This is a genomic window from Streptococcus infantis, assembly GCF_964243025.1.
Classification (GTDB): Bacteria; Bacillota; Bacilli; order Lactobacillales; family Streptococcaceae; genus Streptococcus; species Streptococcus infantis_N.
This window is the reverse complement of the sequence record NZ_CAXTDJ010000003.1, coordinates 201,226-221,026: the sequence shown is the minus strand read 5'-3', so window position 1 is coordinate 221,026 and position 19,801 is coordinate 201,226. Positions and strand designations below refer to the sequence as shown.

The following is a 19,801-nucleotide window of genomic DNA, read 5'->3' as shown; positions in this document are numbered from 1 at the left end:
TCTATTCAATAGCCTCCTTAATAGAGTAGTCTAAATTCTCGTTTTCAAAAACAAGAGTATATTTAGATTCAACTCTTTTTTTACCAATTTTTTCAAGTTCTTCTGCAAAAAGACCTTGAAAAAAAGATGATGCTACATTTTCGATTTCAGGTGGAAAAATTAATTTAATTTTTTCCTCATCCTGTATATAAGGCTTTATTTGATTTTTAAAAATTTCTTTCCCTTCTGGATTACCAGCCAAGCTTATGTATGTTTTTTTAAATGTTAACTTTATTTCTTTCATCTTCACTATCCTTTTTTTCCAAAACAAAATTCAAATTATAACCAACACCAGGTAAATATATTTTTGATTTAGAATATACTTCCTTTTCTGGTTTAGCAGACTGAAAGTCGGAATTCGAGAATGAGACGTAACCTTGAGAATCTTCATTCAATAAATTATGATGAAACTTCACTAACTCATGCCCGCTCATTATATAGCAATAGTTGCTTTCCGAATAATCTATAATCGATTTAAGAAGTTTAGTACTTCCTCTACCACCACTAATCATTGTATCTTGTCTACCCGATATTTCATGTTGTAAAGAAGCAATAATCCAAAAAATATTTTCAGTATACTGTTGATTAAAGAAGGTTTCATGGATATTATAAATTCTCTTTATATCCTGATATTTTAAACCCATTTTACAAGGATGAGACTGTGTAATTTTATTCTTTACTAAATCACCCATTTTTATTGTAGAAAAATTCAATATAACAACATTTAAAGCTGAAAAATTTCTATCAGGTTTTTGAATATGAACAAAACTATCAGAATAATCTATATCCACTAAGCAATCAGATCTCCCGTGTTCTATAGCGTTTCCAACCAATTCGCCTATAGTATTAGCAATGGAAAATAAAATCTTTTTATCATCAATTATAAATAAATTTTTTAAAAAGCTTACTATTGTCGAGGAAAAAGACGAGAAGTCATTTTTAGAGGTTACCCATAATCTCAAATGTGTCCGTGTATATTTTACTTGAAATTCCGTCAAAAATTTTTCAAGCGAGTAATTTCCATTAGGCGGATTTAAGTATTTTATAGGCGAATCGTAAATTCCTGAAGATACCACGTTCCTAGTTACTTCTAAATAGACTGATACAACAAAACCTTGACTAATTAGATAAAAACAAATGCATTCAAAATAAATATAAGACAATTTATCTTGTAACTCTATAGAATCAAAATTAAATTCTATATTTCGGATTAGTTTAGGTTTTTCTAGAATCGATGTTGAAAAAGAAATAATCGAAGACAATAAATCTGCATCGAAATTTTTAATCTTTGTTCTGAAAGAATAATATTTTTTCCCTTTTTTATCTTTCTCTAATCGTGGTTTATAGTTAGAATAATTAGAGAAAATCAAATCTACATTTTGACTCATAGAATATCATCCCAACTTCTTCATCTCATCAATACGCGCTATTGTCGCGTCGTACTTAGCTTGGTAGTCGGCTTGTTTGTCGCGTTCTTTTTGGACGACTTCTGGTTTGGCATTGGCTACGAAGCGTTCGTTAGAGAGCTTCTTACCGACCATATCCAGTTCTTTTTGCCATTTAGCCAGTTCCTTGTCGAGACGAGCTAGTTCTTCTTCGACATTAAGGAGGTCAGCGAGTGGCAAGTAGATTTCTGCTCCTGTGATGACGCTTGACATAGCGAGTTCAGGTGCAGGGATGTTTGATGCGATTTCCAAGTGTTCAGGATTTGTGAAACGTTTGATGTAGTTGACATTGCTGTTAAAGAAGGCTTCCAAGTCGCTATCGCTTGTCTTAACAAGGATGGTGATCGGCTTGCTTGGAGCAACGTTTACTTCCGCACGCGCATTACGAACAGCACGGATTAAGTCTTTGAGGCTTTCCACGCCAGTGTGAGCCGCAAGGTCTTCAAAGGCTGGATTAACAGTTGGGTATTCTGCTGTAACAATAGAGCCTTCTGAGATTTGTCCAAAGATTTCCTCTGTCACGAATGGCATGATTGGGTGAAGGAGACGAAGGATCTTGTCCAAAGTATAAAGGAGAACAGAACGTGTGATGACTTTCTCTTCTTCGTTATCACTATAAAGGACTTCCTTGGTCAACTCAACGTACCAGTCCGCGAACTCGTCCCAGATGAAGTTGTAGAGGATGTGTCCCGCAACACCAAACTCAAACTTGTCAAAGTTCTCAGTGACTTTTCCAATCGTTTCATTGAGGTTGTGGAGAATCCAGCGGTCTGTGACATTTCCAGCTTCCTTGTTAACAACTTTTTCGACATTGGCAGTTGCTTGCTCAAGGGTCAAACCTTCATTGTTCATGAGGATGTAGCGAGAGATGTTCCAGATCTTGTTAATGAAGTTCCATGAAGCATCCATTTTCTCATAAGAGAAGCGCACATCTTGCCCTGGTGCAGAACCGTTTGAAAGGAACCAACGAAGGGCATCGGCACCGTATTTCTCGATAACATCCATCGGGTCAATCCCGTTTCCAAGAGATTTCGACATCTTGCGTCCTTGTTCGTCACGGATGAGACCGTGGATAAGGACGTTTTGGAATGGCTGACGACCTGTGAATTCCAAAGATTGGAAGATCATACGAGATACCCAGAAGAAGATGATATCGTAACCTGTTACCAAGGTTGAAGTCGGGAAGTAACGTTTGAAGTCTTCAGAGTCGACATCCGGCCAGCCCATAGTTGAGAATGGCCAGAGGGCAGAACTGAACCAAGTATCCAAGACATCTTCGTCTTGTTTCCATCCGTCACCTTCTGGTGCTTCTTCGCCGACGTACATTTCACCCTCAGCATTGTACCAGGCAGGGATTTGGTGACCCCACCAAAGCTGACGAGAGATAACCCAGTCGTGGACATTTTCCATCCATTGAAGGAAAGTATCGTTGAAACGAGGTGGGTAGAATTCTACCTTGTCCTCTGTGTCTTGGTTTGCAATAGCATTTTTAGCTAATTGATCCATCTTGACGAACCATTGCGTAGACAAGCGTGGCTCAACTACAACACCTGTACGCTCTGAGTGACCAACGCTGTGGACACGTTTTTCGATTTTGACGAGGGCACCGATTTCTTCCAACTTGGCAACAACTGCCTTACGAGCTTCAAATCGGTCCATACCTGCAAATTCGAAGGCCAAGTCGTTCATAGTTCCGTCGTCGTTCATGACGTTAACTTGTGGCAAGTTATGGCGTTGACCAACCAAGAAGTCGTTTGGATCGTGGGCAGGTGTTATTTTCACGACACCAGTACCAAACTCAGGATCCGCGTGCTCATCTCCAACGATTGGGATGAGTTTATTAGCGATTGGAAGGACGACGTTTTTACCGATCAAGTCCTTGTAGCGTGGGTCTTCTGGATTGACTGCAACCGCAACGTCCCCAAACATTGTCTCAGGACGAGTTGTCGCAACCTCAAGGGCGCGTGAGCCATCTTCTAGCATGTAGTTCATGTGGTAGAAGGCACCTTCGACATCCTTGTGGATAACCTCGATATCGGAAAGAGCTGTACGAGCTGCTGGGTCCCAGTTGATGATAAACTCACCACGGTAGATCCAACCTTTCTTGTAAAGGTCCACAAAGACCTTGCGAACGGCTTTTGACAAACCTTCATCAAGCGTGAAACGCTCGCGAGAGTAGTCTACAGAGAGCCCCATTTTGCCCCATTGTTCCTTGATGGTAGTGGCATATTCGTCTTTCCATTCCCAAACCTTATCGAGGAATTTTTCACGACCGAGGTCATAACGCGTAATGCCCTCACCACGCAAGCGCTCCTCAACCTTAGCTTGAGTGGCAATACCAGCGTGGTCCATACCAGGAAGCCAAAGGGTGTCAAAGCCTTGCATGCGTTTTTGACGGATGATGATGTCCTGTAAAGTCGTATCCCAAGCGTGACCAAGGTGGAGTTTCCCAGTTACGTTTGGTGGTGGAATGACGATTGAATAAGGCTTAGCCTTTTGATCTCCTGAAGGCTTGAAAACATCCGCATCAAGCCATTTTTTATAACGACCAGCCTCAACCTCGGCTGGATTGTATTTAGGCGAAAGTTCTTTAGACATGTGTTTGTCCTTTCTCTATTGTATTCATTTTATCTTGAATCTGCTTAGCAGCTTCTTCTGCAGACAGATTCGTATTATTTATTTTAAGGTAGTGGTGCAACTCATTCGGTTGATGTTGGGAATTTAATTGAAGTGTTTCAGCGGTCTCTAAAATTTCTCTTTCAGATATCTCAATATGCCGTTTCAAGGGCTTGTGCTTCAACCGGTTCTCCGTTCGATTTCGACGTAAACGCTCTTCAAGACTTGTTTCCAATTCAACAAACAGAATCTCTTGATGAAAGTTATCCAATAAATCCTGAATTTGCTTTAAATACATCAGCTGGTACTGATTTGAAAAATCAATTACGTCAGTTAAAATTACTGATCGCTGATTTCTTGCACTTGCTCCAAGGAAAGAAAAGGTGATTCCACGAACAAATTCCCACATTTCCTCTGTAAAGTCCTGATAGATTTCTAGTGCAAAATCGATGGCTTGATGGTTATAAAAGAGGGTAGCATCTGTCAGTCGAGATAACTCTTGACCAATCGTCATTTTCCCAGAAGCCGGAGCCCCAATGATGAAAAGATGCATCAAATTACCTCCCATTCACTCTTCAGCAAGCCATATATGAGACTATCGCAACGATTTCCTTGGGCATCTTTGCGGTCTCGGATACGAGCTTCGAGGGTAAAGCCAAGTTTCTCAGCGACTCGTTGACTTTGGACATTATATCCAAAGCAAGAGAGTTCTATCTTGTGAAGACCCAATTTTATAAAGCCTAGGTCAATCAAAGAACGCGCCGCTTCGGGCACATAGCCTCGCCCCCAATAGTCTGGGTGCAAGGTATAGCCAATCTCCAATACATCGTCTTCGTAACGATGGTTGAAATCAACAGAGCCGATGATCTTATCCGTCCCTTTGACCACAATGCCGTAACCAGCTGGGAGTTTGTCTTTTTGATTGCGCTCAGGAAGGATATGCTCCAGATAGTAAATTTCATCTTCCAAGGTCTTGACGGGTGGAAAGCCAGCTGAATAAGAAACCTCTGGCAGACTAGCGTAGGCATGAATATCCTCAGCATCCGCTACTGTACGGACTCGCAAGACAAGTCGCTCGGTTTCTATTCGTTCTGGCAGTTCAGCTCTTGTCATCCTTCTTCCTCGCTTTCTTGATAAAGCTACCCATGGAATCGACTCGGTCATCCAGATAACGATAAACGCGTTGATGACCGTCCCCCATAAAGTAAGTCGGGGCAAAGCGGTCATTTTTAAAATGCTCTTTATCGTCCAAGAGCTCTGGATTGGCCAGACGGTCGATAATCTTGGCAAAGATATGGCAGATGCCATCTTCCTCGATAATCCTATCCACTTGGCAATCCAATACGACCGGACAAGCCTCTAAAATCGGCGCCTGAGTCTGTTCAGAAATCTCGTAGTCAAGTCCCAAATGTTTCAATTTCTCCCGATGGCTGATAAAGCCAGCCTGTTCCATTTCGAGCATGAAGTTTTCATCAGGGATGTTTACGGTAAACTGTTGATAATGCTTAATCTGGTCGGCTGCATTTTCCTCAGCACCAACACCGATGACCAGCCAATCGCCCAGACTATAAGAGGAACTGCAGGTCGTGATATTGTACCCAAAGTTCTTGTCCTGATATCCCAAGATGAAGATAGGAAAACCATAGTAGAGCTTGCTGGTGTTAAAAGATTGTTTCATGACAACCTCCTTTGGCTAGAGTTGCAAAATAAAAATCGCCCCTGTCATCAATCTGACAGGGACGAATGTGTTTATCCGCGGTACCACCCAATTTCGGGCAGAGCCCGCAACTTTAATCTTCTTGTTTCGCTTTTATGACGTCGTTAGCTCGTCTTGGCGTACTTGAGTACAGCCTGCAACTCGCTGCCTAGTCCTAAAAGGAAACAAAAAGATTTATATTTCAATTTTTAATTTCAACTCACTAGCAACCAGTTTTGACACATTTGTGGACTTCTCAGCTCCGCCACTTTCTGTAAAATGTGGGACTCAAAACACCTCTAATGGCTTTATTTTAACAAGTTTTTGACGGAAATGCAAGGAACAAGAAAGATTACTTGAACTTGATGCCGTTTTCTTTTAATTTCTTGATAGTAGCTGGACCGATTCCTTTCAAGGCAAGGAGTTCTTTTTCTGTCCAGTTTTTGAAGTCAGCAGCAGACTTGATCCCTTCATCGTAGAAAGTCTTAGCACGGTCAAGTGGAAGTCCGCCTAGGTCAGCTGCGAAATCTTCAACAGAAGTTGTAAGCTTGTGAGCTTGCTCTTTAGTTGCTTCTACAGCTTTTTCTACTTGCTTAGAGACTGCTTTTCCTGCTTCACTTGCAGCTTTTTCAGCATGCTTCACAACTTTTTTTGTTTCTTCGACAACCTTGTTTACAGCATTTGAAAGTGCGCCTGAACGACGAAGGCTGTTTCTTATTTGTTTTTTACGTTGTAGTTTTTTTGACATGATAAGATCCTTTCAATAAAAAACCCCTGTGATTGAACAAGGATAAATCTTTATGTTTTATTGTATCAACTTTCTTTGGGAAATGCAAGGCTTCTTAGTTTAGAAAGATAGGAGTCCTATAGGGAATTCCGCCCTAGAATAAGAGAATATGATAGAAGAAAAGCGAAAAATATGGTATAATGAAACGATAGATTTTTGAATAGGAATACAATCATGTTTGGATTTTTAAAAAAAGATAAAGTAACAGAAACACCAGCAGTGGTGCCAGCACATATCGGAGTTATCATGGATGGCAATGGTCGTTGGGCTAAAAAACGGATGCAACCGCGTGTATTTGGGCATAAGGCTGGGATGGATGCTTTGAGAACGGTAGCCATTGCTGCTAGTGATATGGGTGTCAAGGCTATGACTGTTTATGCCTTCTCTACTGAAAATTGGACACGTCCAGACCAGGAAGTCAAGTTTATCATGAACTTGCCTGTTGAATTTTATGATAAGTATGTCCCCGAATTGCACCAAAAGAACATGAAGATCCAAATGATTGGGGAAACCGATCGCTTGCCAAAACAAACTTTTGAAGCTTTGAAAAAAGCGGAAGAGTTGACCAAGTTAAACACAGGTTTGATTCTTAACTTTGCCCTTAATTACGGTGGACGAGCTGAGATTACACAAGCGGTCAAGTTGATTGCACAAGATGTTTTGGATGCTAAGGTGAATCCAGGCGATATTACAGAAGAGTTGATTGGGGAATACCTCTTTACAGGGCATTTGCCTAAGGTCTTGCGTGATCCGGACTTAATCATTCGAACGAGTGGAGAGCTTCGCTTGAGCAATTTCTTGCCTTGGCAAGCAGCTTATAGTGAACTTTATTTCACAGATGTTTTGTGGCCTGACTTTGATGAGGAAGCTTTGAAAGAAGCTATTGCAGAGTATAATCGCCGCAATCGTCGATTTGGAGGAGTTTAGGAAGAAGTTATGAAAAAGGATTTATTAAAGAGAACCATATTTGCCGCCCTGGCATTAGCAATCTTTATCCCGCTCTTGGTGATTGGTGGGCTTTGGTTACAGATTGCTATGGGACTTCTAGCCATGCTAGGGGTTCATGAGTTGCTTCAGATGAAAGGGTTAAACACCATGACCCCTGAGGGGGTGCTGACCTTATTAGCGACTTTTGCACTGACAATCCCCCTAGAAAACTACTTGACATTTTTACCTGTAGATGGGAACGTTGTCGCATATGGTGTTGTGATTTTTATCATGTTAGGTTGCACTGTTTTTAGCAAGAATTACACCATTGAAGATGCTGTATACCCGATTGCCATGAGTTTCTATGTTGGTTTTGGATTCAACGCTTTAGTCGATGCTCGAATCGCAGGTTTGGATAAAGCCCTTTTGGCCCTCTGTATCGTATGGGCAACAGATAGTGGTGCTTATCTCATAGGAATGAATTTCGGTAAGAGAAGATTGGCTCCGAGAGTCTCTCCGAACAAATCAATCGAGGGAGCCTTTGGTGGAATTTTAGCTGCCATGCTTGTCACTCTTATCTTTATGTTAGTGGATAGTACGGTTGCCCTTCCTTATGGCATTTACAAAATGATGCTCTTTGCTATTTTCTTTAGTATTGCAGGGCAATTGGGTGACTTGATTGAGAGTGCCATGAAACGCCATTTTGGTGTCAAGGATTCAGGCTTCTTTATCCCAGGCCATGGTGGAGTACTGGATCGCTTTGACTCTATGTTGGCTGTTTTCCCTATTATGCACCTCTTTGGCTTATTTTAAGGAAAGGTGAACAAATATTAAATGTTAGGATTATTAACCTTTATCCTTGTTTTTGGAATTATCGTGGTGGTTCACGAGTTCGGCCATTTCTACTTTGCTAAGAAGTCTGGAATTCTGGTTCGTGAATTTGCCATTGGTATGGGTCCGAAAATCTTTGCCCATATCGGGAAAGACGGGACTGCTTACACGATTCGTCTCCTACCGCTTGGTGGTTATGTCCGCATGGCAGGTTGGGGTGAGGATACCACAGAGATTAAGACAGGAACTCCTGTTAGTTTGACCTTAGCCGAAGATGGTAAGGTGAAGCGCATCAATCTTTCTGGTAAGAAGGTCGACCAAACGGCTCTTCCTATGCAGGTCACTCAGTTTGACTTTGAGGATAAACTCTTTATCACAGGTCTGGTTTTGGAAGAGGAAAAAACTTTCTCTGTAGACCATGATGCAACTATCGTGGAAGCTGACGGAACGGAAGTTCGTATCGCTCCGCTAGATGTTCAATATCAGAATGCGACTGTCTGGGGCAAGTTGATTACCAACTTTGCAGGTCCTATGAATAACTTTATTCTAGGAGTTATCGTCTTTTGGATTTTAATTTTCATGCAGGGTGGCGTTCGTGATACGCAAAGCAATAACTTTAGTATCATCCCTGATAGCGCGATTGCTAAGGCCGGTGTTGAAAATACAGCACAAATCACTAAAGTCGGTTCACACGAAATTAGTAACTGGCAAGATTTGATTCAGGCTGTTGAAGCAGAGACCAAAGACAAAACAGCACCGGTATTGGATGTAACAGTCTCTGAAAATGGAACTGAAAAACAAGTCAGTGTGACCCCTGAGGAAAACCAAGGTCGCTATATTCTAGGTGTTCAACCGAGACTCAAATCAGATATCTGGTCTATGTTTGTAGGTGGATTTACTAGTGCGGCTGACTCGGCCTTGCGCATTCTCAATGCCTTGAAGAGCTTGATTTTTCAGCCTGACTTGAATAAATTGGGTGGACCTGTTGCTATCTTTAAGGCAAGTAGTGATGCTGCTAAAAATGGTCTTGAGAATGTCTTGTTCTTCTTGGCTATGATTTCCATCAATATCGGGATTTTTAACTTGATTCCTATCCCGGCACTAGACGGTGGAAAAATCGTGCTCAACATCATCGAAGCCATTCGCCGTAAACCGCTGAAACAAGAAATTGAAACCTATGTTACTCTAGTTGGAGTTGTGATTATGGTTGTCTTGATGATCGCCGTGACTTGGAACGACATCATGCGTACCTTCTTTTAAGAATTAGAGGAAAAATATGAAACAAAGTAAAATGCTAATCCCAACGCTTCGCGAAATGCCAAGCGATGCTCAAGTTATCAGCCACGCCCTTATGTTGCGTGCTGGTTATGTTCGTCAAGTATCAGCAGGAGTCTACTCTTACCTGCCACTTGCTAACCGTGTTATCGAAAAAGCCAAGAACATCATGCGTCAAGAGTTTGATAAGATGGGTGCTGTTGAAATGTTGGCTCCTGCCCTTCTCAGTGCTGACCTTTGGCGTGAATCTGGCCGTTATGAAACCTACGGTGAAGACTTGTACAAATTGAAAAATCGTGAGAAGTCAGACTTTATCTTAGGTCCAACTCACGAAGAAACGTTTACAGCGATTGTCCGTGATTCTGTCAAGTCTTACAAGCAATTGCCGCTGAACCTCTACCAAATCCAGCCTAAGTATCGTGATGAAAAACGTCCACGTAATGGACTTCTTCGGACCCGTGAGTTCATCATGAAAGACGGCTACAGCTTCCACGCTAACTACGATAGCTTGGATGTAACCTATGATGAGTACAAGGCGGCTTACGAGCGTATCTTTACCCGTAGTGGTTTAGACTTCAAAGCAATCATCGGTGATGGTGGAGCCATGGGTGGTAAGGATAGCCAAGAGTTTATGGCCATCACACCTGCTCGTACAGACCTTGACCGTTGGGTTGTTTTAGACAAGTCTGTCGCATCATTTGATGAGATTCCTGTAGATGTACAGAAAGAAATCAAGGCAGAATTGCTCAAATGGATGGTTTCTGGTGAAGATACTATTGCCTACTCAAGTGAGTCAAGCTATGCAGCTAACTTGGAAATGGCAACAAACGCCTACAAACCAAGCAACCGTGTTGTGACTGAAGACCAAGTAGCACGTGTGGAAACACCAGGTGTCAAATCGATTGATGAAGTTGCTGCTTTCTTGAATGTCTCTGAAGAGCAAACAATCAAGACCTTGGTTTATATCGCAGACGAGGAGCCAGTTGTTGCCCTACTCGTTGGCAATGACCAACTCAATGAAGTCAAATTGAAAAACTACCTTGGTGCAGACTTCTTAGAACCTGCAACCGAAGCGGAAGTGAAAGAATTATTGGGAGCGGACTTTGGTTCACTTGGCCCAGTCAATCTTCCAGAAAATGTCAAGATTATCGCAGACCGCAAGGTGCAAGATAGTCGCAATGCTGTTGTAGGTGCTAACGAAGATGGTTACCACTTAACTGGTGTGAACCCTGGTCGTGACTTCACTGCTGAGTATGTTGATATCCGTGAAGTTCGTGAGGGTGAAATCTCTCCAGATGGACAAGGTGTGCTCAACTTTGCACGTGGTATCGAGATTGGTCACATTTTCAAACTTGGGACTCGCTACTCAGCAAGTATGGGGGCAGATGTCTTGGATGAAAATGGTCGTGCTGTGCCAATCATCATGGGTTGCTATGGTATCGGTGTCAGCCGTCTCCTATCAGCAGTCATGGAACAACACGCTCGTCTCTTTGTTAACAAAACTCCAAAAGGTGAATACCGTTATGCTTGGGGAATCAACTTCCCTAAAGAATTGGCACCATTTGATGTGCACTTGATTCCGGTTAATGTCAAGGATGAAGAAAGTCTTGCATTGACAGATAGTATCGAAGAAGCTTTGGTCAATAAAGGCTACGAAGTCTTGACGGATGATCGTAACGAACGTGTCGGTGTTAAATTTAGCGATAGCGACTTGATTGGTCTTCCAATCCGTATCACTGTCGGTAAAAAAGCAGCTGACGGCATCGTAGAAGTGAAGATTAAGGCGACAGGAGATACAATCGAAGTTCACGCAGATAGCTTGCTTGAAACCCTTGAAATCCTAACAAATAAATAAAATCTATAATCAGAAGAAAAACAAGACAAAAATGTAACTAGTTTTTGCCTTGTTTTTTCTTTATAATGAGAGAAAGTAAACATTAAAATCGTAAAAAGAGGTAGTGCTATGCTAAAATTTCCAAAGGATTTTGTCTGGGGTTCCTCAACTTCTGGGCCACAGACAGAAGGGCGAGTGCCTGGTGACGGCAAGGGAGATAATCTCTGGGATTATTGGTACCAAGTAGAGCCAAATCGCTACTTTAATGGGATTGGACCAGATAAGACATCGACCTTCTATGAAAATTGGGAAAAAGATATCGAATTATTGTTAGAAACAGGGCATACAGCCTTTCGTACTTCTATCCAGTGGTCTCGTATTTTCCCACAAGGACGTGGAGAAGTCAATCCTCAAGGTGTGGCGTTCTATCGTCATGTCTTTGAAGCTATTAAGGCTAAGGGAATCCGTCTCTTAGTCAATCTCTATCACTTTGACCTGCCTTTTGCCCTTCAAGAAGATGGCGATGGTTGGGAAAATAAGGCGACCATCAAAGCTTATGAAGACTATGCTCGTTTCTGTTTTGAAACTTACGGAGACTTGGTAGATCAATGGATTACCTTTAATGAGCCTATCGTTCCCGTTGAGTTTGGCTATTTCTATGATGCGCATTATCCACATAAGGTGGATGCCAAAGCTGCGGTTCAGGTAGCCTATAACACTCAACTGGCCAGCACTCTTGCGGTGAAGGCCTGCCATGAGATTTTGCCTGATTCTAAGATTGGGATTGTCCTCAACTTGACACCAGCTTATCCACGTAGTCAGCATCCTGCGGATGTGAAAGCTGCTTGTATAGCCGATCTCTTCCAAGCTCAATCTTTCCTAGATCCATCTGTCTTGGGAACTTATCCAGAAGAATTGATGGAAATTTTAGCTGAGCATGATTTGCTGCCAGATTCTACGGTTGAGGAGTTGGAACTTATTCGTGAGCACACAGTAGATTTCCTTGGAGTCAACTACTACCAGCCTTTGCGTGTAATGGCGCCGCGTTTTGCTAAGCATCCTGACAGCCCACTCTTGCCTGAACATTTCTATGAGCCTTATGTTATGCCAGGTCGTAAGATCAATCCGCACCGCGGTTGGGAAATCTACGAGCAAGGAATTTATGACATTGCTCAAAATATCAAGGAAAACTATGGCAATATCGAGTGGATGTTGACCGAAAATGGGATGGGCGTTGAAGGTGAAGATAAATTCCGCGAAAATGGAATGATTCAGGATGATTATCGTATTGACTTTGTCAAAGGTCACCTTCGTGAACTTCATCGTGCTATTGAAGACGGTGCTAACTGTAAAGGATACTTGATTTGGACCTTTATCGACTGCTGGTCATGGCTCAATAGCTATAAAAACCGTTATGGTTTGGTCGAGCTTGACTTAGGAACACAAGAACGTCGCTTGAAAAAATCAGGCCACTGGTTCAAAGAACTCAGTGACAATAATGGATTTTAAACTACTTTTCAAATAGACTCAAAAAACCATTGGAAATAAAGCTCTCTGAGAGAGTTTCCAATGGTTTTTCCTGTTCTTAGAATAGTCCGATAAAAAGTAGTAGAGCTGATAAAGCAATAAAGGCTATGGTTGCTAGACCACGTTGGTCTGGGCTGTAAATCTTTCGTTCTCCTCGAACTGGGAAGACGATAGCCAGTAATGCACCCCCGACAGCTCCACCTAGATGTCCAGCAAGGCTGATTCCAGGGATTAAGACACTACCTACTAGGTTGATGACCAAGAGGGAGAGGTAGGATTGACCAAGTTGTTGGAGATAGGGATTGCGTGAAGCATATCGAAGAACGACAATAGATGCGAACATTCCGTAGAGGGCAGTTGAAGCACCTGCAGTAATAGCATCAGGGCTAAAAACTAGGACAAAGAGATTTCCCATCATACCTGATAGAAGGTAGATAAAGAAAAACTGTTTGGAGCCAAAGATTTGCTCCATCTGCCGTCCCAAAAAGTAGAGGGATAGCATATTGACTAAAAAGTGCTGCAAGCCAATGTGGACAAAGGTTGCGGAGAATAAGCGCCAGATTTGTTCAGGCATAGCCTTGATAGCAGGGGGATACACAGCTCCGAATTTATACAAGGTGGCTGCGCTGGTATAGTTGAAACCACTGGTTAGAAACATGAGTACAAAAACCAGGGTTGTCACGAGTAGAAAGAAGCTCGTGACAGGATACCGACGATCAAAAATTTCTTTCATAGATGAGTACCTCCTCAACAGGAATATCGTAGTGCTCAGGTTGAAAATTCTGAATCTGACATGGATAAATCGTACTAATAGTATGACCTGGGAAATGCTCTAAGTAGCGGTCGTAGTAACCACCTCCATAGCCAACCCGATAGCCAGAAGTGTTGAAAGCCAAACCAGGAACATGAATCAGGTCAATCTGAGAGGGTTCAAGGATTGTGAAGTCTCCTTGAGGTTCAAGAAGTCCAAAAGAATTTCTTTCGAGTTTCTCTGGTTCATATAGAACAAAGTCCATTTTTCCATGTGGATAGGTTTTGGGAATGAGGATAGTCTTCCCATCTTTTTGAGCCTGTTCAATGAGTCTAGCTGTCTGAAATTCATGAGGGAAAGACAGGTAAGTAGCGATGGTTTTTGCTTCCTTGTAGAAGGGATATAGAAGTAGTTGCTCATTCAACCAAGCGTCCATGACTTCCTTTTCTTCGGCTGATAGAGATTTGAGTTCTTGCAAGACCTGCTTGCGTAGGGCTTTTTTCATCGTTTACTCCACAGCTTTCTTTGCTAAAAAGCTTGATACAGCCTCGACACCGACAGCCAGAGCTTCTTCCTTAGGACTCATCTGTGGATGGTGAAGAGCATAGGGACTATCAATTCCAAGCCAGAACATGACTCCAGGAACCTTTGATAGAAGATAACCAAAGTCCTCCCCTGTCATGGCAGGTTCGATGTCGATTAGTTCAATTCCCTCTTTTTCATCAAAGAAGGTCATCAATTCTCGAGCTAATTCAGGGTTGTTTTCGACAGGTAGGTAACCTCCCTGCTTGAGTTCAACTTCCACATCCATATCAAAAGCAGCTGCGACACCTTCAGCGATGGCTTTGACACGTTTTTGAACTAAGAGGCTCATGCTATGTGTGAGAGCTCGAATGGTTCCATGCAAGAAAGCTGTATCAGCGATGACATTATTGGTTGTTCCAGCTTGAAAGACACCGAAAGTGACGACAGCTCCCTCGATAGGATCGACATTACGGCTGACAACTGACTGAACTTGAGTGACAAAATAGCTAGCTGCAACCAGAGCGTCGTTTGCTTGATGTGGGAAGGCAGCGTGACCACCTTTACCCTTGAAACGAATCTTGACTTCGCAAGTTCCTGCAAAGAGTGTATGGGTATTGGTCGCAATCTGACCAACCTTTAGGTCTGGACGGACATGAAGCCCATAGAATTGGTCAGGCAACCAGTCGCCAAAGGCCTCATCTTCATACATGAGCATGCCACCTGCTTCATTTTCCTCGGCAGGTTGGAAGAGAAAGAGGAGATTGTTTTTAGGTTGGTTTTCTAGAGCACGTTCGAGACTTCCTAGGGCAATGGTCATGTGAAAGTCGTGCCCACAAGCATGCATACGTTCTGGGTGCTGAGAGGCAAAGGCAAGACCTGTTTGTTCAAGGATTGGGAGTCCGTCGATATCTGTCCGCCAACCGATGGTACGTTCTGGCTGACTTCCCTGCAAGTAAACTAAAATACCTGTTTGCCAAGTACGAATCTGAACAAAATCCTTACCAGCTGTTAATTTCTCAATGACATTGAGCAAATAAGCTTGAGTCTTGACTTCTTCTAAACCGATCTCAGGAATTCGGTGAAGATCGCGTCGAGTTTGAATCAAATCTAACATATCTAATTTCCTTCTATTGATACGATAAAGAGGCTGGAAAAGTTTCCGCCTCTGTTACTAATTACAAGGTACGAAGCGCATCCTCTAGCGCTGTTTTTTGTTGGGTTTGGCTATCGATTTCTTTGATAACACGAGCTGGGACACCAGCAACCACAACATTTTCTGGGACATCTTGAGTGACGATGGCACCTGCAGCGACAACAGAACCGCTACCGATTTGAACACCTTCGATAACCACAGCGTTAGCACCGATAAGTACATTATCACCGACACGGACAGGCTCTGCACTAGCTGGTTCGATAACACCTGCAAGAACAGCACCCGCACCCACGTGACTATTTTTACCGACAATAGCACGTCCCCCAAGAATAGCACCCATGTCAATCATAGTACCAGCACCGATTTCAGCACCGATGTTGATCACAGCTCCCATCATGATAACAGCATTGTCGCCAATCTCAACCTGGTCACGGATGATAGCCCCTGGCTCGATACGAGCGTTGATAGCACGTTTATCTAGCAAAGGAACTGCAGAATTACGAGCATCTTGCTCAACAACATAATCTTTATTTTCTGTTAGTCCATCAAGAAGTGGAGCGATATCTTTCCAGTCTCCAAAAAGAACATTCCCAAGCTTGATAACAGAGGCAGGGATAGCTCCGGCAAGTTGTCCTTCAAAGGTCACTTTTACACTTGTCTTTTTCTCAGCATTTGCGATAAATTGGATAATTTCTTGTGCATTCATTTTTGTAGCAGTCATAGGTGTCTCCTCACTCTTTGTAATGCTTACTATTCTACCAAAAAAGGCTTCAAAATTGAAGCCTTAAGTGTTAAAAGAAGATTCTTTCAGTTTGTTCTTTGATTCTTCGATGGATAAGAAGATCATAGGAATAATAATCAAAATCATAGCTAATAGCAGGTAGCCGTCCAAGACCAGACCTAGAAATAGAAGGCTTAGAATAGCAGAGGATAGCGGTTCACTTGCACTGACCACTGACACCACCAATGGGGATACGAGCGAGACAGCCTTCATAGATAGGAAAAAGGCAAAAGCTGTTCCCAGAAAGGCAATGGTCAAACAAATCAAGATGCTCACCCAATCCAGCTGAAAGCTAATTCTATAAACAGGATAGAGAAAATTACTAAAGAGTCCAGCCAGCATCATTCCCCAACCAACAGTAGGAACAAAGCCGTATTTTCGAGCAAATGGCTGGGGCAATATGACATTAAACATGACGCCCAGCGCACTGAGCAGTCCAGTTAATAAAGCGATAGGAGTGATGGATAACTTAGAGAGATCGCCTTTGGTAGCCATCAAAAAGACCCCAAGCATTGCAGTTAAAACATAGAAGATTGCTTTTTTAGAAGCTTTTTTCTTGTAGATGATGCGGTTGTAGATAAGAATGAAGACAGGACTGATAAATTGTAGGATGGTTGCCGTTGTTGCATTAGAGTATTCTACGCAGAGATAGAAGAAATACTGAACGGAGAAGATTCCTAAGATGGCATAAGCCAGAAAAGGCAGGTAGTTTTTGCGCTTTCTCCAGACATCGAATAGCTGTGAGCGAAACTTAAAGCTAGACAAGATGAGCACGAAACCACCTGCAAGACTTAGTCGCATAGAAGTGATCCAACCAGAGGAAACTGGATAATGCGTAAAGAAGAATTCTCCTAAAATGCCACAAATACCCCATATTAATCCAGATAGGAGGGAGTAAATGGTTCCCTTAAAAATATTCTTTTGATACTGATTCATATAGAAAGGTTAGCGTTGTAGTCTATTTGACGAAGAGTCGTTACTTCCGTTGGTAATATTATTGTTATTATTACCGTTATTATTGTTACTATTACTGTTATTATTGTTGTTGCTATTATTATTTCGATTATTGTTATTGTTGCTATTGTTGTTTGAATTATTATTGTTTGAATTAGATGATTTTGGTAAACTTCCCAAAATAGTATTCCAAGCATTTTGGTAGTCAGCATCGCTTCCACCAATAGCAAATCTGTAGGTAGTAGTTGGAGCACCAGTTTGATTAGCCCAATAGCTTGTTACCATTTCTCCAGTTACTTCAATTTCTCTACCGTTAATAGTAACCTTACCTGGTTTCTGACCAGTCGATCTAAGAACTTGAGAAGAAGTGACACTTGAGTCCAGGCTAAAGCGTTCAGAACCCCAAACAGAAGGAGAAGCTTGCTGAATAGCATTTACCAGATAAGCCATATATTTAGCATTGCGGTAGTGACCAGCTCCCTTTCCAAGAGGTCGGTTGTCATCGTGACCAAGCCAACCGCCAAGTGTCAATCTTGGAGTTGAAAGCATAAGCCACATATCACCATCTTCATTGGTTGTACCAGTTTTACCAATCCAGTCAGCACCTGCTAAACTTGGATTAATCGCAGCAAGATCGCTCTGGAAGCTTGAAGTGACTCGTGACGAAATAACATCTCTCAACAAGCTCTGCATAATGGTTGCAGTCGCTTTAGAGTATACCTGAACAGGTTCGTCTTTGTGCTCATAGATAACTTCACCACTAGTTTTTTCGATTTTCGAAATCATGAATTTTTTATGATACACACCGTTGTTGGCTAAGGTTTGGTATCCGTTTGTATGTTGAGCTACAGTAACATCGATTCCTCCACCCATAGGCAAACTTTCAATGTCGTATTCCGGGATTTCATAGCCCATTTTTTCCATGTAAGAGCGAACATCAACACCCTTTTCACGGAGTGTGCGGTAAGTCCAGTAGGCTGGAATGTTCCACGAATAATTGAGGGCTTCTTTCAAGCTCATCATGCCTGTACCAGGGCTATTGACATACATGATTGGGTTTCCGTTTGAGAAGTTAGTTGGATAGTTAGATAGGACACTTGCACTTCCCATCAAACCTTGGTCAATGGCAATACTGTAGGCTAGGATTGGTTTAGTAGTTGAAGCGGGAGAACGTTTGGTATTAAAAGCGTGGTTGTTTTGGTTACTTTGGTAATCGCGACCACCGACAAATCCTAAGATAGCTCCCGTTTGATTATCCATCAAAACATTTCCGACTTCAGGTTGACCGGTATTATCGTCGACTAGATAGCCATAGTTTGCGACTGCATCTTGCATGGCAGTATGGATAGCTTTGTCGATTGTAGTTGTGATACGGTAACCACCATTTTGAATCTCTTTTTCAGCTAATTCACGATAGGATTTTTGGATAGACTCGTTTTTGAGTTCTTGGGCAGAGACATTGTCTTTTTGTACCAAGTAGTCATACATGAGATTAGTTGCTTCATCGAGAGCAGTAAAGTAGAGATAGCCCCTAGAAGTTACGTTTACACTTTCTGCTGGCAAGAAATCTTGTTTGATGTCGTATGCTTTATAGGTTTCGTAGTCTTCTTGACTGAGGACCCCTGTTCTGTACATATTGTAAAGAACATCTTGAGAGCGTTTGATACCAAGTGCCATATCTTCTTCACTCTTCATTTCTCCCGTAGATTCATAAGGTGAGTAAGAGATAGGACTTTGTGGCAAGCCTGCTATGAAGGCTGCTTGAGGTATCGTTAGCTGATAGGCATCAACACCGAAAATACCCTTGGCTGCTTGTTGAGCTCCTGCGATATTTTGCCCTTTATTGTTACGACCAAATGGAGCGACATTGAGATAGGTTGTCAAGATTTCGTCCTTGCTCATTGCTCTCTCTAAGGCCAAGGCATCCACGATTTCAGTAGCTTTACGGGTTAGTGTAGGAGCATCACCAACCACTTGTTGCTTGATGAGCTGCTGTGTTAGTGTAGAACCTCCACTAGAAGAACCAAGTCCGATAAAGTTTCCTAGACTGGCACGAATAACCGCTTTAGGAACGACTCCATTGTGTTCTGCGAAATGTTCATCCTCGGTCGCAACGATAGCTTGTTTGAGATTGTCTGAAATAGCATCTGATGCGACAGAAGTCCGAAGGAGGTCACTTTCGATAGCGCCAATCATGGAACCGTCAGCATAGCGAATCTCAGAGATGGATGAAATATCGTTCACTTGTTTGACTAAATCTTCTGTTTGAGGGACGGTCACGTTGTCAAATAGAGATACAGCATAACCGAAAACAACCCCAGTACCTAAAAGTCCACCAAGGAAGGCGATGATGAATAGGGTATTAAAGGTTGCCTTGATTCCAAGTAAGATATTGGCAAAGATAGTCCAAATATTCGTTTTGGTTTGCTTTTTATTTTTAGAATTTTTAGGACCTTTTTTTCCTAGATGTATATTTTTTAGTTTTGTTTTAAGGGACTGAAGGAAAGCCAGTCCTTTTTCTTTCATAGATAATAATTTATTCTTCATTTCTTTCCTCACTCCTTATTATTATACCATAAAAGCAATGATTGCAAGAAATTAGGCTTGGACTAGCTTTGGAGGTGTCTAGGCAACAAAAAAACCAGGTATTTTCAACCTGG

General features: G+C 42.1%; 18 protein-coding genes. 5 read left to right on the top strand and 13 right to left on the bottom strand.

Translation table 11 applies throughout. The features are described from left to right. Position 1 precedes the first annotated feature (1 nt). The 7 genes from ACESNQ_RS04965 to ACESNQ_RS04935 all read right to left on the bottom strand — a co-directional run bounded on the left by ACESNQ_RS04965 (position 2) and on the right by ACESNQ_RS04935 (position 6,544). Entirely contained in the window at positions 2–283 is a 282-nt protein-coding gene (locus ACESNQ_RS04965; RefSeq protein WP_373075457.1) for an STAS-like domain-containing protein, read from the bottom strand. Continuing rightward, entirely contained in the window at positions 258–1,427 is a 1,170-nt protein-coding gene (locus tag ACESNQ_RS04960) for a hypothetical protein (RefSeq protein ID WP_373075456.1), read from the bottom strand. The genes ACESNQ_RS04965 and ACESNQ_RS04960 overlap by 26 nt, the downstream gene beginning before the upstream one ends. Before the next feature lie 6 nt (positions 1,428–1,433). Continuing rightward, a complete protein-coding gene (locus ACESNQ_RS04955; RefSeq protein WP_373075454.1) occupies positions 1,434–4,082 on the bottom strand; it encodes a valine--tRNA ligase in 2,649 nt (882 codons plus the stop codon). Continuing rightward, positions 4,075–4,653, bottom strand: a complete 579-nt coding sequence (locus ACESNQ_RS04950) for an ATP-binding protein (protein WP_061863503.1) — start codon at positions 4,651–4,653, stop codon at positions 4,075–4,077. Before ACESNQ_RS04950 ends, ACESNQ_RS04955 begins: the two co-directional genes overlap by 8 nt. After that, on the bottom strand, positions 4,653–5,213 hold the full coding sequence (locus tag ACESNQ_RS04945; RefSeq protein ID WP_373075451.1) for a GNAT family N-acetyltransferase: 561 nt from the start codon (positions 5,211–5,213) through the stop codon (positions 4,653–4,655). The genes ACESNQ_RS04950 and ACESNQ_RS04945 overlap by 1 nt, the downstream gene beginning before the upstream one ends. Then, the gene (locus ACESNQ_RS04940) at positions 5,200–5,778 is read right to left on the bottom strand and encodes a flavin reductase family protein (protein ID WP_373075449.1); all 579 of its coding nucleotides are present in this window, start codon (positions 5,776–5,778) and stop codon (positions 5,200–5,202) included. Before ACESNQ_RS04940 ends, ACESNQ_RS04945 begins: the two co-directional genes overlap by 14 nt. Positions 5,779–6,148: 370 nt before the next feature. Next, complete coding sequence (locus ACESNQ_RS04935) at positions 6,149–6,544, bottom strand: helix-hairpin-helix domain-containing protein (protein WP_373075447.1); 396 nt, start codon at positions 6,542–6,544, stop codon at positions 6,149–6,151. A 213-nt stretch (positions 6,545–6,757) separates the two neighbouring features. On the opposite strand from ACESNQ_RS04935, the gene uppS reads away from it, so the two are divergent. From uppS to gmuD, 5 genes are all read left to right on the top strand, one after another. Continuing rightward, positions 6,758–7,510, top strand: a complete 753-nt coding sequence (gene uppS, locus ACESNQ_RS04930; RefSeq protein WP_223334059.1) for an undecaprenyl pyrophosphate synthase — start codon at positions 6,758–6,760, stop codon at positions 7,508–7,510. A gap of 9 nt (positions 7,511–7,519) precedes the next feature. After that, complete coding sequence (locus ACESNQ_RS04925; RefSeq protein WP_373075445.1) at positions 7,520–8,323, top strand: phosphatidate cytidylyltransferase; 804 nt, start codon at positions 7,520–7,522, stop codon at positions 8,321–8,323. Positions 8,324–8,344: 21 nt separating this feature from the next. After that, positions 8,345–9,601 carry an RIP metalloprotease RseP gene (gene rseP / locus ACESNQ_RS04920; protein WP_373075443.1) on the top strand — a complete coding sequence of 419 codons (1,257 nt, stop codon included), beginning with the start codon at positions 8,345–8,347 and terminating at the stop codon, positions 9,599–9,601. Between the two features lie 16 nt (positions 9,602–9,617). Beyond that, positions 9,618–11,471 carry a proline--tRNA ligase gene (locus ACESNQ_RS04915; protein WP_373075441.1) on the top strand — a complete coding sequence of 618 codons (1,854 nt, stop codon included), beginning with the start codon at positions 9,618–9,620 and terminating at the stop codon, positions 11,469–11,471. A gap of 108 nt (positions 11,472–11,579) precedes the next feature. Next, a complete protein-coding gene (gene gmuD, locus ACESNQ_RS04910) occupies positions 11,580–12,959 on the top strand; it encodes a 6-phospho-beta-glucosidase GmuD (protein WP_373075439.1) in 1,380 nt (459 codons plus the stop codon). Between the two features lie 76 nt (positions 12,960–13,035). Here gmuD and ACESNQ_RS04905 read toward each other — a convergent pair whose 3' ends face one another. The 6 genes from ACESNQ_RS04905 to pbp1b form a co-directional block, all read right to left on the bottom strand. Further along, entirely contained in the window at positions 13,036–13,710 is a 675-nt protein-coding gene (locus ACESNQ_RS04905) for a rhomboid family intramembrane serine protease (protein ID WP_314944212.1), read from the bottom strand. After that, entirely contained in the window at positions 13,694–14,233 is a 540-nt protein-coding gene (locus ACESNQ_RS04900; protein WP_373075437.1) for a 5-formyltetrahydrofolate cyclo-ligase, read from the bottom strand. Before ACESNQ_RS04900 ends, ACESNQ_RS04905 begins: the two co-directional genes overlap by 17 nt. Positions 14,234–14,236: 3 nt before the next feature. Beyond that, complete coding sequence (locus ACESNQ_RS04895) at positions 14,237–15,367, bottom strand: N-acetyldiaminopimelate deacetylase (RefSeq protein ID WP_373075435.1); 1,131 nt, start codon at positions 15,365–15,367, stop codon at positions 14,237–14,239. A 61-nt stretch (positions 15,368–15,428) separates the two neighbouring features. Further along, complete coding sequence (gene dapD, locus ACESNQ_RS04890) at positions 15,429–16,127, bottom strand: 2,3,4,5-tetrahydropyridine-2,6-dicarboxylate N-acetyltransferase (protein WP_006152864.1); 699 nt, start codon at positions 16,125–16,127, stop codon at positions 15,429–15,431. Positions 16,128–16,190: 63 nt separating this feature from the next. Then, positions 16,191–17,123, bottom strand: a complete 933-nt coding sequence (locus ACESNQ_RS04885; RefSeq protein ID WP_373075433.1) for a DMT family transporter — start codon at positions 17,121–17,123, stop codon at positions 16,191–16,193. Positions 17,124–17,132: 9 nt separating this feature from the next. Next, positions 17,133–19,688 carry a penicillin-binding protein PBP1B gene (gene pbp1b / locus ACESNQ_RS04880; RefSeq protein WP_373075431.1) on the bottom strand — a complete coding sequence of 852 codons (2,556 nt, stop codon included), beginning with the start codon at positions 19,686–19,688 and terminating at the stop codon, positions 17,133–17,135. Between the last annotated feature and the right edge of the window lie 113 nt (positions 19,689–19,801).